Origin of the sequence: Plantactinospora sp. WMMB334, from assembly GCF_049179095.1 — a bacterium.
GTDB lineage: Bacteria > Actinomycetota > Actinomycetes > Mycobacteriales > Micromonosporaceae > Plantactinospora.
In genome coordinates, this window is the sequence record NZ_JBMHME010000002.1 from 7,618,251 (window position 1) to 7,631,153 (window position 12,903).

7 protein-coding genes and 2 pseudogenes are annotated in these 12,903 nt (G+C 74.6%); 6 read left to right on the forward strand and 3 right to left on the reverse strand.

Going from position 1 to position 12,903, the window contains the following annotated elements; translation table 11 throughout:
- Positions 1–115: 115 nt before the first annotated feature.
- Positions 116–4,096, reverse strand: a complete 3,981-nt coding sequence (gene eccCa, locus ACN27G_RS33055) for a type VII secretion protein EccCa (protein ID WP_421496562.1) — start codon at positions 4,094–4,096, stop codon at positions 116–118.
- Positions 4,097–4,347: 251 nt separating this feature from the next.
- On the opposite strand from eccCa, the gene eccD reads away from it, so the two are divergent.
- Positions 4,348–5,775: a type VII secretion integral membrane protein EccD gene (gene eccD, locus ACN27G_RS33060; RefSeq protein ID WP_421496563.1), complete on the forward strand. Its 1,428-nt coding sequence runs from the start codon at positions 4,348–4,350 to the stop codon at positions 5,773–5,775.
- A gap of 48 nt (positions 5,776–5,823) precedes the next feature.
- Here eccD and ACN27G_RS33065 read toward each other — a convergent pair whose 3' ends face one another.
- Positions 5,824–6,330 (reverse strand): inorganic diphosphatase, encoded by a 507-nt coding sequence (locus ACN27G_RS33065; protein ID WP_421496564.1) that lies wholly within the window; start codon positions 6,328–6,330, stop codon positions 5,824–5,826.
- Positions 6,331–6,456: 126 nt separating this feature from the next.
- Positions 6,457–7,326 (reverse strand): hypothetical protein, encoded by an 870-nt coding sequence (locus tag ACN27G_RS33070; RefSeq protein WP_421496565.1) that lies wholly within the window; start codon positions 7,324–7,326, stop codon positions 6,457–6,459.
- Here ACN27G_RS33070 and dacB point away from each other — a divergent pair.
- From dacB to ACN27G_RS33095, 5 genes and pseudogenes are all read left to right on the forward strand, one after another.
- The gene (gene dacB, locus ACN27G_RS33075; RefSeq protein WP_421496566.1) at positions 7,280–8,761 is read left to right on the forward strand and encodes a D-alanyl-D-alanine carboxypeptidase/D-alanyl-D-alanine endopeptidase; all 1,482 of its coding nucleotides are present in this window, start codon (positions 7,280–7,282) and stop codon (positions 8,759–8,761) included. The two genes, ACN27G_RS33070 and dacB, sit on opposite strands and share 47 nt — an antisense overlap.
- A gap of 113 nt (positions 8,762–8,874) precedes the next feature.
- Complete coding sequence (locus ACN27G_RS33080) at positions 8,875–9,945, forward strand: zinc-dependent metalloprotease (protein ID WP_421496567.1); 1,071 nt, start codon at positions 8,875–8,877, stop codon at positions 9,943–9,945.
- A 13-nt stretch (positions 9,946–9,958) separates the two neighbouring features.
- Positions 9,959–10,688, forward strand: a pseudogene (gene tilS / locus ACN27G_RS33085) (tRNA lysidine(34) synthetase TilS); the annotation flags it as partial.
- A gap of 281 nt (positions 10,689–10,969) precedes the next feature.
- Positions 10,970–11,191 (forward strand): annotated as a pseudogene (locus tag ACN27G_RS33090) (TilS substrate-binding domain-containing protein); the annotation flags it as partial.
- Between the two features lie 9 nt (positions 11,192–11,200).
- Positions 11,201–12,841 (forward strand): gamma-glutamyltransferase family protein, encoded by a 1,641-nt coding sequence (locus tag ACN27G_RS33095; protein WP_421496568.1) that lies wholly within the window; start codon positions 11,201–11,203, stop codon positions 12,839–12,841.
- Positions 12,842–12,903: the final 62 nt, after the last annotated feature.

Here is a 12,903-nt window from a genome sequence, read left to right on the forward strand (position 1 = left end):
GAGGTTACCCCGTTTCACCCCCGTCGGGTGGCGAAACTTTGCAACCGATCCGAGATCGGCTGTCCATCGCCCCGAGACCGGCATGGTTGACGCCGTTCTCCGAACCCTGCTCGGATCAGGTCGACGGCAGGTAGGCGAGCTGCACCAGCCGGACGCCCTCCTTCCGGGTCACCAGTCGGCCCCGGCCGGGCGGCATCGGGCCGGGGCGCACCGAGCCGATCAGCGCACCCTCGTCCTTGCTGCCGGACATCACCAGACCGGGCGAGGAGAGCTCGCGGAGGCGCTGGATGATCGGCTCGTAGAGCGACCGGGAGGCGCCGCCGGAGCGGCGGGTCAGCACCACGTGCAGGCCGACGTCCCGGGCCTGGGGAAGGTATTCGACAAGCGGCAGCAGCGGGTTGTTCGGGCCGGTCGCCACCAGGTCGTAGTCGTCGACCAGGACGAAGAGCTCCGGCCCGGTCCACCAGGAGCGGTCCCGCAACTGCTGCGGGGTGACGTCCGGCCCCGGCAACCGCCGCTGCATGTAGCCGGCGACCGACTCGATCAGCTCGCTTGTCGCCTGGGCGGCGGTGCCGTACCCGATCAGGTGGTCGGACTGGATCACACCCAGCAGGCTGCGCCGGAAGTCGACCAGGATGATCCGGGCCTGCTCCGGGGTGTAGCGGCTGGTGATCGAGGTGGCCAGCGCCCGCAGAAAGGACGACTTGCCGCACTCGGCGTCACCGAAGAGCAGGAAGTGCGGCTCGGAGGCGAAGTCGACCGACACCTGCTGGAGATCCGCCTCGGCGATGCCGATCGGCAGCCGGAGGCCGGGCGCACCGGCGACGTCCAGGTCGGCGTAGGGCAGCACCGGCGGCAGCAGCCGGACCCGGGGGGCCGGTGCGCGGCTCCAGTTGCCCGCCACCGCCTTGACCAGTGCCTGCGTCTGCCCGCCGCTCAGGCTGGAGAGCTCCGGCAGGACGGTCAGGAAGTGCAGGCTCTCGGCGGTGATCCCGCGACCCGGCGACTTCTCCGGCACGTTCGCCGCCGCCTTGCGGGAGACGATCGAGTCGGTCGGGTCACCGAGCCGCAGCTCCAGCCGGGAGCCGAAGAGGTCGCGGATCGCCGGGCGGAAGTCCATCCAGCGGGGCGCGGCGGCGACCACGTGCACGCCGTACGAGAGGCCCCGGGTGGCGATGTCGGTGACCAGCGGCTCAAGGTCGTCGTACTCGCCGCGCAGGGTGGGCCAGCCGTCGACGACCAGGAACACGTCACCGAACGGGTCCGCGCCGACCCCGACGCCGCCGGCCGCGGCGCGCCGTTTCCGGTACGCCGCCATCGACTCCACGCCCAGCTCGGCGAAGCGCTGCTCGCGCTCGTTGAGCAGGGTGGAGATCTCGCCGACGGTACGCCGCACCGCCGCCGCCTCGCTCCGTCCGGCGACGCCGCCGACGTGCGGCAGGTCGCGGAGCGTGCCGAGCGAGCCGCCACCGAAGTCGAGGCAGTAGACCTGCACCTCGGCCGGGGTGTGGGTGAGGGCCAGCGCGCAGATCAGCGTACGCAGCAGGCTCGACTTGCCGGACTGCGGACCACCGGCCACCGCCACGTGCCCGGCGCCGCCCTCCAGGCTGAGCCAGAGCAGGTCGCGGCGCTGCTCGAAGGGCTTGTCGATCATCGCCACCGGCACCTGGAGCGCGCCGTGCAGCTCGGGGTTGCCGAAGGTGAGCCCTCGGTTCGGGTCGGTGACCACCGGTCCGAGGATCTCGTCCAGGGCCGGCGCCTGGGACAGCGGCGGCAGCCAGACCTGGTGGGCCGGCGGGCCCTGGCCGACCAGCCGGGAGACCATCACGTCGAGCAGGCTCTGCGCGGTCGGGTCCTCCGGCTCCGGCTTCGGGGCGGCCGGCACGGTCGACTTGGGGACCGGCACGTGGTGCGTCGAGTAGGAGAGCAGCCGGGGACCGGTGTAGCCCTGCGCGCCCGGCCCACTGCCGGTCGCCTTCTGGTAGGGGCCGGAGACGTACGCGGCCTTGAACCGGACCAGTGGCTCGGTGCCGAACTTCAGGTAGCCGTGCCCCGGCGCCCGGGGCAGTTCGTACGCGTCCGGCACCCCGAGCACCGCCCGGGACTCCAGCGCCGAGAAGGTCCGCAGGCCGATCCGGTACGACAGGTGCGTGTCCAGCCCGCGCAGCCGCCCCTCCTCCAGCCGCTGCGAGGCGAGCAGCAGGTGCACCCCGAGCGACCGGCCCAACCGGCCGATCTGGACGAAGAGGTCGATGAAGTCCGGCTTGGCGCTGAGCAGCTCGGAGAACTCGTCACAGATGATCAGCAGCGACGGCAGCGGCGCCAGCGCCGCCCCGCCGGAGCGGGCCTTGTCGTAGTCCTTCAGGTTGGCGTAGTTGCCGGCCTTGCGGAGCAGCTCCTGCCGGCGGATCATCTCGCCGTTGATCGCGTCGACCATCCGGTCGACAAGCGGCAGTTCGTCGGCGAGGTTGGTGATCACGGCGGCGGTGTGCGGGAGCCGGTCCAGCGAGGCGAAGGTCGCGCCACCCTTGAAGTCGACGAGGACGAAGTTGAGCGCCTCGGAGGAGTGTGTCGCCGCCAGCCCGAGCACGAGCGTACGCAGCAGCTCGGACTTGCCGGAACCGGTGGCGCCGATCAGCAGGCCGTGCGGGCCCATACCGTCCTGTGCGGACTCCTTCAGGTCGAGGTCGACCACGCCGCCGTCGCCGCCGACCCCGATCGGCACCCGGAGCTTGTCCCGGTTGGGTCGGGCCGCCCAGCCCTGCACCGTGGTGAAGTTCTCCGGGTCGCCGACGCCGAGCAGCTCGCCGAGGGTCATCTCCTTGACCAGCGGGGCGTCCGTGGAGCCCTTCTGGGCGGCGGCCAGCCGCAGCGGCGCGAGCCGGCGGGCCACCGCCTCGGCCTCCTCGACGCTGAGCCGGTCCGCCCGGCCGACCTCGGCCTCGCCCTCCATCGAGTAGGTGTTGAGCCGGCCGCCGTCGGTCTCCAGCACCAGCATGGCCCGGTCCAGCAGCCGGGGCGGCGGGCTGTCCAGGTCGATGATGGTCACCGCGTCGATGCCGCTGTCCCCGGCCAGATAGCCGGCGCCGTTGAGGTCGCCGCCGTCGAGCACGATCACCACGTGCGGGCCGTCGGTCGCCGGGCCGGAGAGGCTGAACCGGGACCGGTTGCCGACCACGTCGTCGATGAGCTTCTCCAGCTCCACGGCGGAGCTGGCCACCAGCCGCACCGGACCGAGCGCGTCGACGGCGGTCGGGTGGTGGGCGTGCGGCAGCCACTTGGCCCACTCCCACCGGGCCCGGCGCTCCGGGCCGGCGCAGATCGCGATCAGCAGCTCCTCCGGGGCGTGGAAGACGGAGAGCTGGGTGAGGACCGCGCGGGCCAGCGCCTGCGGCTCGCCGCCGGCCGGCTCACGGGACTGGTCGCGCTGGCCGGGCGCGTTGCGCACGAAGACCCGGGCGAAGCCGCGCATGGAGAGCGCCACCGGTAGGTCCGGCACCACCGAGTACGCGTCGAGGAACCGGCGCAGCGCACCGGCGGTCATCGGCTCCAGGTCCTCCAGCGGCCTGGTCACCGGCGGGATCAGCGGGGTGGCCAGGGTCTGCGGACCGACCGCGACCCGGACGACGCCGAAGTCACCGTCGGTGGGGCGCCGCTCCCAGACCCGGTAGCTGCCCACCGTGGACCAGAGTTGGGCCGGGTCGGGATGCCGGTAGAAGAGGCCGGCCCGCTGCCTGGCGGCGGTCTCCCGGACCCGGCGACGCAGGGTGGCCAGGTGCCGCAGGTATTCCCGGCGGGCCTGCATCATCTCCGACTTCTTCGGCGAACCGGAGGCGCTGCCCCAGGAGGAGGCCACCATGGCCAGCGAGGAGACGCCGAACATCGCGCCGATGACGTACGAGTAGGCGCCGCCGCCCCGGCCGAACATCATCGCCATCGCGACGGAACCGCCGAGCATCGGCAGCACCATCATCATCTGCTGCCACTTTCCGCCGGCCGCCTGCGGAATCTCCGGCGGCGGCTCGACGGAGAGTTCGCCGGTCGGGATCTCCGGCGCCGGCCGGCGCGGCGGGCGCTTGATGACGACGGTGCTCACCGCTCACCTCCGCCCGGCCTGCCGGCACCACCGGGGTGCAGGCCGGCGGCACCGCCGCGGCGCTGGCTAGCCGTGTCCATGTGAGCCTCCCCTAAGGCCGCAGGCGGTGGAGCGGTTGTCCGGTGCCGGCGGGCCACTCGACGCGGCAGCGTCGCACATGTCCTCGTGCGCGGTCGGACGAGCCTGACCCATCCTAGGTAAAGTGCGGTCGTCCGCGCAGCCACGGCTGCCGCCTCGATGGAGGACTGTCGATGAGTACGGGGCTCGCCCGCGTCACGATCAGCGCGCCGCAACGACGGGTGGACGTCGCGCTTCCCGAACACCTGCCGCTGGCCGAACTCCTCCCCGAGGTGCTCCGGCATGCCGGCGAAGGGCTGGCCGACGACGGCGAGAAGCACGGCGGGTGGCTGCTGCGCCGCACCGACGGCGAGCCGCTCGTCGGTGGCAAGGCGCTGCTGCCGCAGGGCGTACGCGACGGCGACGTGCTGCACCTGGTGCCGGCGAGGGCACAGTGGCCGGAGCTGGAGTACGACGACGTCGTCGAGGCGATCGCCGACGGGGCCCGGCGCCGCGGCAGCGCGTGGTCGGGGCGGAACACCCGGATCGGCACCCTGACCGCCGCCGGTGGCGTGCTCGCGGTCTGCCTCTTCGCGGTGGTCGTCGGTGGCACGGCCTGGGAGCTGGGCAGTCTCGTCGCGCTCGGCGCCGCCGTACTCCTCTCGCTCGGTGCGGTGGTGGCCTCCCGGGCGTACGGGGACGCGACGGCCGGCGCCGCCCTCGGCGGGTACGCGCTGCCCTTCGCCTTCTTCGGCGGCGCCCTGCTGGTGGCCTCCGGCGACCCGGTCGGCGTGCTCGGCCCGGTCCGCTGGCTCGGTGCGCCCGAGGCGCTGGCCGGATCGGTCGCGCTGCTGCTCGTCGCCGTGCTCGGGATGGTCGGGGTCGCCGCCGGGCTGCGGGTCTTCGCCGCCGGGATCTCGGTCGGCCTGCTCGGCGCGGTGACCGCGCTGCTCGGTTTCCTGCTGTCGGCGGCCGGCTCCGCCGCGATCCTGATGGCCGTGCTCGTCTGCGCGATCGGGATGCTGCCGCTGCTGGCGATCCGCTTCGGCAAGTTGCCGATGCCGCCGATCACCCTGCCCACCGGTGCCGAGGCGGCGGAGGGCTTCACCGCGGCCAGCCCGGTGGCCAGCGGCGTCCGGGAGCGGCCGGATCGGGGCCGGGTCTTCGCCGCCGTCGCCCGGACCGAGGAGATGCTCACCGGGATGCTGGTCGGGCACGCCGTCCTCGCCGTGGTGGCGGCGCTGGTGCTGGTGGTGGCCGGCGGGTTCTCCGGCCGGCTGATGGTGGCGGTCTCCGCCGCCGCCCTGCTGCTGCGCTCCCGGCTCTTCGTCACTGTCCGGCAGCGGGTCCCGCTGATGGTCGCCGGGATCGGTTGCGCGGTGGTGCTCGGCACCGCCTGGCTGTTCCGGATGCAGGAGACCGGCCTGCTGCTGGTCACCGTCGGCGGCCTGGTGCTCGCCCTGGTGGTGATCGGCGCCGGGGCGACGTACTCGAAGCGGGAGCCGGGTCCGTACCTCGGCCGGACCGCCGACATCCTCGACACCCTGCTGGTGGTCGCGGTGGTGCCGGTGGCCTGCGCGGTGCTCGGCCTCTACGCCGAGGCCCGAGGGCTGCTCGGCTGAACCGGGCCCGTGGCGGGGCGGGTCAGTGCGGGTCCTCTGGCGGGCGGGTCAGTGCGGGTCCTCGCCGCGCGCGACGGCGTCCTGGTGCCGGCGGAAGGAGGTGCGGATCTCCGCCTCGGCCTCGGTACGACCGACCCAGGTGGCGCCCTCAACCGATTTGCCCGGTTCCAGGTCCTTGTAGACCTCGAAGAAGTGCTGGATCTCCAGCCGGTCGAACTCGCCCAGGTGGTGGATGTCCCGCAGGTGCTCCTGGCGCGGGTCCTCGTACGGCACGCAGAGGACCTTGTCGTCGCCGCCCTTCTCGTCCGTCATCCGGAACATGCCGATCGTCCGGCACCGGATGAGGCAACCTGGAAACGTGGGTTCGGGGACCAGAACCAGAGCGTCGAGTGGATCGCCGTCCTCACCCAGCGTGCCTTCGATGAAACCGTAGTCCGCCGGGTACTGGGTCGAGGTGAAGAGTGTGCGGTCCAGCCGGATCCGTCCGGTCGCGTGGTCAACCTCGTACTTGTTGCGGTGACCCTTGGGAATCTCGACCGTGACGTCGAAGTCCATCTCGCACGCTCCCTCGTTTGCCGGCGCTGGCCAACGGAACCACAACGGTCGGCACCGGCGCGGGCGATCGGGCGATTCACTGGCTGCGCCGACCCCCGTGCGGTGTTCGGACCAAAGTAGTGTCGCCTAGGCAGAATTCGACGGGGAGGAGGGGCCGGTGGGGAGTGAAGATTCACACTCGGGCCTGACGGGGGAGAACCCGCCGGAGCACCCGGCGCAGGGCCGCGTGGTGGTGCCGGGCGCCGGCGGCCGGCAGCCGGGCGCCCCCGCGTCGGCGGCTGGTTCCGGGTCGTCGGGCGGATCCGGGTCGTCGGGCGGATCCGGGTCGTCGGGCGGATCCGGGTCGTCGGGCGGATCCGGGTCGTCGGGTTCCGCGTCGGCCCGGGGCCGGGCCGTCGTCCCGTCGCCGCCCGGAAACGGGGCGGTCCCGCCTCCGGGCGCCGCGAATCTCCCGTCCACTCCGCCCGGCCGGCCGGGTCCGGTGCCGACCGGCGCACCCGGCTGGTCGGGGCAGACCCTGCCCCTGCCGGTGTGGCCGGAAAGGCTCGACCTCGGTCGAGCGGGCCCGCCGCAACCCTCGGCGGCCCCGCCGACCCGGTCGGACCGGCCCGCACCGCCCGCCTGGCCCGGCCGGTCGGCCACCGGCACCCCGAACGGGCAACTGTCGCCGGGTATGCCGGCCGGGCAGGTGCCGCCGGGTATGCCGAACGGGCAACTGTCGCCGGGTATGCCGGCCGGGCAGATGTCGCCGGGTATGCCGGGTGGGCAGATGTCGCCGGGCGCGTCCGGCGGGCGGCTCGCAACGGGCGCGCACGGCGGGCAGGTGCCGCCGAAGACGCCGGCATCCGGCAGCGCCCCGGTGCCGTCCACCGGGGCGGCCCCGGTGCCACCTACCGGGACGGCGCCGCCGGGCGGGGTCGCCGGTGCGGCGGCACCCGGAGGGGCGCCGGTGCCGGCGCGCCGCCGTCGGGGCAGGCTGGTCGGCACGCTCGCCACCGCGCTCGTCCTCGCGCTGGCGATCGCCGGGGTGGCCGTGCTCCGCCCCGGACCCGTGGACGAGTGGCTCGGCGGGGGCGGCCCGGCCACCTCCGGCCCGCAGGTCGATCCGACCGAACCGCCGCCGCCACCCGTACTGACCGCCGCCGGGGCGAGCGCCCCGGAGCCCACCCCGGAGGGCGTACGGGCCGCGCTGGGCCCGCTGCTCACCTCTTCGGTGCTCGGCAACGAGGTGAACATCTCCGTGGTCGACGCGGTCACCGGGAAGGTGCTCTACCAGAACGGCCAGGACACCCCGACCATCCCTGCCTCGACGACGAAACTGGTCACCGCGGCGGCCGTACTCGCGGCGCGCGGACCGGCGTACCGGATCAGCACCCGGGTGGTGGCCGGGGCGAACCCGGGCGAAGTGGTGATCATCGGTGCCGGTGACCCGACGCTGGCGGTGAACGCCACCGGCTGGTACCCGGGAGCGGGGCGACTCGACCGGCTCGCCGCCCAGGTGAAGAAGGCGCTCGGCGGCACCGCGCCGACAAAGGTGATCATCGACGGCAGCCTCTACTCCGGCCCGGTGCTCGAACCCGCCTGGGACTCGGACATCCCCACCGGCGGGTACGGTGCGGTGATCACCGCCCTGATGACCGACGGCGCCCGGCAGGACCCGCGGGACCAGGGCCGAGGGCAGGCACGCCACGCCAAGCCCGACGAGGCGGCCGGGCGTGCCTTCGCCAAGCTGCTCGGGCTGCCGGTCTCGGCGGTGGTGACCGGTACGGCGCCGGCCGCCACCGGGACCGCGCCGGCCGCGACGGACAGCCCCACTCCCGGCGAGCCGAGCCCCGGCACGCCGGGGCCCGGCTCCGAGCTCGGCCGGGTCCAGTCGCCGCCGCTGATCCGGCTGGTCGAGTTCATGCTGCGGGAGAGCGACAACGTGGTGGCCGAGGCGCTGGCCCGGCAGGTCGCGCTGGCCCGGGAGAAGCCGGCCTCGTTCGTCGGCGCGGCCGAGGCGGTGGACGAGATGGTCGGCGAGCTGGGCCTGCCGGTGGCGGAGAGCGCGCTCGCCGACGGCAGCGGCCTGTCCCGTGCCAACCGGGTCACCCCGAGCCTGCTGACCGACCTGCTCACGATGGCCGCCAAGGGCGACCGGCCCGAGCTGGCGGATCTCTTCCCCGGGCTGCCGGTGGCGGCCTGGTCGGGGACGCTCAGCGACCGGTTCGACCGCTCCGGGGAGAAGCCGACCAGGCCCGGGGCCGGCGTGGTACGCGCCAAGACCGGCACGCTGAGCGGAGTACACGCGATCTCCGGCGTGGTGACCACCGCCGATGGCCGGCTGCTGGCCTTCGCCGTGCTCGCCAACAAGGTGCCGGTGGGCCAGGACGTGGCGCAACCGGAACTGGACCGGATCGCCACCACCCTGGCCCGGTGCGGCTGCCGCTGAACTCCGGCTGCCGCTCACATGTTAGGCGGGGGCCCTTCTTCTACAGAAAGCGATAAGCGGGGGCCCTTCCTTTCACCCGCGTAGCGGTGTGAGGGCGCGGGTACGGTGGGAGCATGGCGCAGTTCGTGGACTGGGATCTGGCCGCCGCCACCGCTGGGGCGTTGGGCAAGGCGGGACCGCGTGTCTCGTACGACGAGGCGACCGCGGTGGTGGCCGAGCTGCGTCGGCTGACCGACGAGGCCGCCGGGCACGTGCTGGCGTACACGGGGCTGCGCTCGCAGGTCGCCCACCCGCCGGTGCGGGTGGTGGACCGGCGTGACTGGGCGGCGACCAACATCGCCGGGCTGCGCGAGGTGATCACCCCGCTGGTCAACCGTCTCTCCGGCGACAGGCCGCCGGGGGTCATCACCGACACGATCGGCTCCCGGCTGACCGGGGTGCAGGCCGGCACGGTGCTGGCCTACCTCTCCGGTCGGGTCCTCGGCCAGTACGAGGTCTTCTCCGCCGACCCCGGCCAACTGCTGCTGGTCGCCCCGAACATCGTCGACGTGGAGCGGAAGTTGCAGGCCGAGCCGAGGGACTTCCGGCTCTGGGTCTGCCTGCACGAGGTGACCCACCGCACGCAGTTCACCGCCGTGCCGTGGATGCGCGGGCACTTCCTCGGCGAGGTGCAGGCGTTCGTCGACGCCTCGCAGGCGGGCGGGGACAACTTCCTCGACCGGGTGCGCCGGGGCGTCGGCACCCTCTCCGACTCGATCCGCAACCCGGAGAGCCGGGCCAGCGTGCTGGACATCGTGCAGACGCCCGGCCAGCGGGCCGTGCTCGACCGGCTGACCGCGCTGATGACCCTGCTGGAGGGGCACGCGGAGTTCGTGATGGACGGCGTCGGGCCGGAGGTCATCCCGAGCGTGGAGTCGATCCGGGCCAAGTTCAACCGCCGCCGCGAGTCGGGCAACCCGCTGGAGAAGGCGATCCGCAAGCTGCTCGGCGTCGATGTCAAGATGCGCCAGTACGCCGAGGGTCGCAAGTTCGTGCACGGCGTGGTGGACCGGGTCGGCATGGACGGCTTCAACAAGATCTTCAGCTCTCCGCTGACCCTGCCCCGGCTGGAGGAGCTCTCCGACCCGGACGCCTGGGTGGCCCGGGTGCACGGTCCGGTCGGCCCGGTCGCCGCCACCGGCTGAGGCCGGATCGGTCGTGGCCGCCCTGCCGCCGCCGGTCGCCGCCGTCCGGGTCGCCGTCCGGCGGGCGCTGGCCGGCGTACCCCGGAACCGGCCGGTGCTGGTCGCCTGCTCGGGCGGCGCCGATTCGCTGGCGCTGGCCGCCGGCGCCGCGTTCGTGGCGCCCCGGCTGGGCGTGCCGGCCGGGCTGGTCACCGTCGACCACGGGTTGCAGGAGGGGTCGGAGCGCCGGGCCGCCGCCGTCGCCGAGTGGGCCGCCGGCCAGGGGTTCGCGCCGGTCGAGGTGGCGACCGTCCAGGTCGCCGGCCGGCCGGGCGGGCCGGAGGCGGCGGCCCGGGAAGCGCGCTACCAGGCCCTGGTCGAGGTCGCCCGCCGGCACGACGCCACGACGGTGCTGCTCGGGCACACCCGGGACGACCAGGCCGAGACGGTGCTGCTCGCGCTGGCCCGGGGCGCCGGATCGCGCGGGCTCGCCGGGATGCCGACTGTCCGGGAGTACGCCGGGGTGGCGCTGGCCCGCCCGCTGCTGGAGATCACCCGCGAGCAGACCCGTAAGGCGTGCGCGCTGCTCGGCCTGACCCCGTGGGAGGACCCGCACAACACCGACGACCGGTACGCCCGGGCCCGGGTCCGGGCCGACGTGCTGCCGGTGCTGGTCCGGGCGCTCGGCCCGGGGGTGCTGGACAACCTGGCCCGCACCGCCCGGCTCGCGGCGGAGGACGGCGCGGCACTGGACGACCTGGCCCGGGCCGGTTACGCCGAAGCCCGGATCTCGCCGGCCGGACCGGCGGTGGAGGCCGCCCCGGCCGCCGGAGCCGGATTGGCAGCTGGCGACAGGTTGGCAGGCGGAGCCGGATTGGCAACTGGCGACGGGTTGGCAGGTGACGGCGGGTCGACGGGTGGCGGCGGGTCGGCCGGTGGCGGCGGGTCGGCCGGTGGCGGCGGGTCGGCCGGCGGCGGCGGGTTGGCGGGTGGCGGCGGGTTGGCGGGTGGCGGCGGGTCGGCCGGTGGCGGCGGGTCGGCGCGGGGCGGGCTGGCCGTGCCGGTGCTGGCCGGGATGCCGCCGGCGGTGCGTACCCGGGTCCTGCACCTGTGGTGCCGCGAGCTGGGTGCGCCGCCGGCCGCGCTGTCGTACCGGCACATCGCGGCGCTGAACGCCCTGGTCACCGCGTGGCGTGGACAGGGGCCGGTGCACCTGCCCGGCGACCTCCGGGCGACCCGGCGCGGCGGCATGTTGATCGCGGAGTAGACATGGGGGATGTCCCCGCATCCCCGACAGCCGGTCTTCGCGCCGAACGGCGCCGTCGCCACCAGCCAGCCGCTCGCCGCCGCCGCCGGGCTGGCGGTACTGCGCCGGGGCGGCAGCGCTGTGGACGCCGCCCTGGCCACCGCGATCACCCTCACCGTGGTCCAGCCCGGCTCCAACGACATCGGCGGTGACCTCTTCGCCATCGTCTGGGACGGGCACCGGCTGCACGGGCTGAACGGCTCCGGCCGGTCACCGGCCGGGCTGACCCGGGAGGTGGTGCTCGCCGCGACCGGCGGCCGGGGCGCCGAGCCGACGGCGGCACACGGCGGCGACCAGGCGGTCGGGCCGGCGATGCCGGCCCGGGGCTGGCTCCCGGTGACCGTGCCCGGTGCCCCGGCCGGCTGGCGGGACCTGCACGAGCGTTTCGGCAGGCTGCCCTTTGCCGACCTCTTCGCCGACGCGGTCGGCTACGCCGAGCACGGCTTCCCGGTCTCGCCGCGGGTCGCCGCGAGCTGGGATCGGTCGGTGCGGGTGCACGCCGAGCTGGTCGGCGAGGAGTACGCGGAGTGGGGACGGGTCTTCACCGTCGACGGTGGACGGGCGCCCCGGGCCGGCGAGCGGTGGCGCAACCCGGACGCCGCCGGCACGCTGCGCCGGATCGCGGCGACCGGTGCGGTGGACTTCTACACCGGACAGCTCGCCGGGACGCTGGTGGAGCACGCGGCCCGGACCGGTGGCGTGCTCGGCGGCGACGACCTGGCCGGTCATCGTTCGACCTGGGTGGACCCGGTCCGGGCCGGCTACCGGGGGCACGAGGTGTGGGAGCTCCCGCCGAACGGGCAGGGCGTGGCGGCGCTGCTCGCGCTCAACATCCTGGACGGGGTGGAGTTGGCCGCCCTCGACCCGGCCGAGCGGCTGCACTGGCAGATCGAGGCGGTCAAGCTCGGCTTCGCCGACGCGCACGCGTACGTCGCCGACCCGGAGCGGGTCACGGTGCCGACCGCCGAGCTGCTCACCCCGGAGTACGCGGCCGCCCGCCGCGCACTCGTCACCGACACCGCCGGTACGCCGGCACCCGGCGACCCGGCCCGGGGCGGCACGGTCTATCTCTGCGCCGCCGACGCGGACGGGATGATGGTGAGCCTGATCCAGTCCAACTACCTGGGCTTCGGCTCGTACGTGGTGCCGACCGGGCTCGGCTTCGGGCTGCAGAACCGGGGTGCCGGGTTCAGCCTCGACCCGGCGCACCCGAACGTGGTGGCACCGGGCAAGCGCCCGTTCCACACCATCATCCCCGGCTTCCTGACCCGGGGCGGCGAGCCGGTGGGGCCGTTCGGGGTGATGGGCGGGCACATGCAGCCGCAGGGGCACGTGCAGGTCGTCTCCGCGACCGTGGACGACGCGCTCGACCCACAGGCGGCGCTGGACCGGCCACGCTGGTACTGGCACGCCGGCCGGGCGCTGCTGGTCGAGCCGGGCCTGGCCGCCGGCGGGGACGGGGTCGAGCGGTTGCGCGCCCGGGGGCACGAGATCACCGTCGAGGCCGATCCGTCGGCCTTCGGGTACGGGCAGGCGATCTGGCGGCTGCCCGGCGGTGGTTACGTGGCCGGCTCGGAGCCCAGGGCGGACGGCTGCGCGGTCGGCCACTGACTCGGCCACTGACGGTCCGGCAGACCCGGGACCGACTGCAACATCCATGCCTGTCGGCACGT

Bases quoted from the DNA above. Each gene is read 5' to 3' on its own strand.
- eccD (WP_421496563.1), top strand. From the start codon at position 4,348: ATGAGTACGGGGCTCGCCCGCGTCACGATCAGCGCGCCGCAACGACGG.
- ACN27G_RS33065 (WP_421496564.1), bottom strand. From the start codon at position 6,330: ATGGACTTCGACGTCACGGTCGAGATTCCCAAGGGTCACCGCAACAAG.
- ACN27G_RS33080 (WP_421496567.1), top strand. From the start codon at position 8,875: ATGGCGCAGTTCGTGGACTGGGATCTGGCCGCCGCCACCGCTGGGGCG.
- ACN27G_RS33095 (WP_421496568.1), top strand. From the start codon at position 11,201: ATGTCCCCGCATCCCCGACAGCCGGTCTTCGCGCCGAACGGCGCCGTC.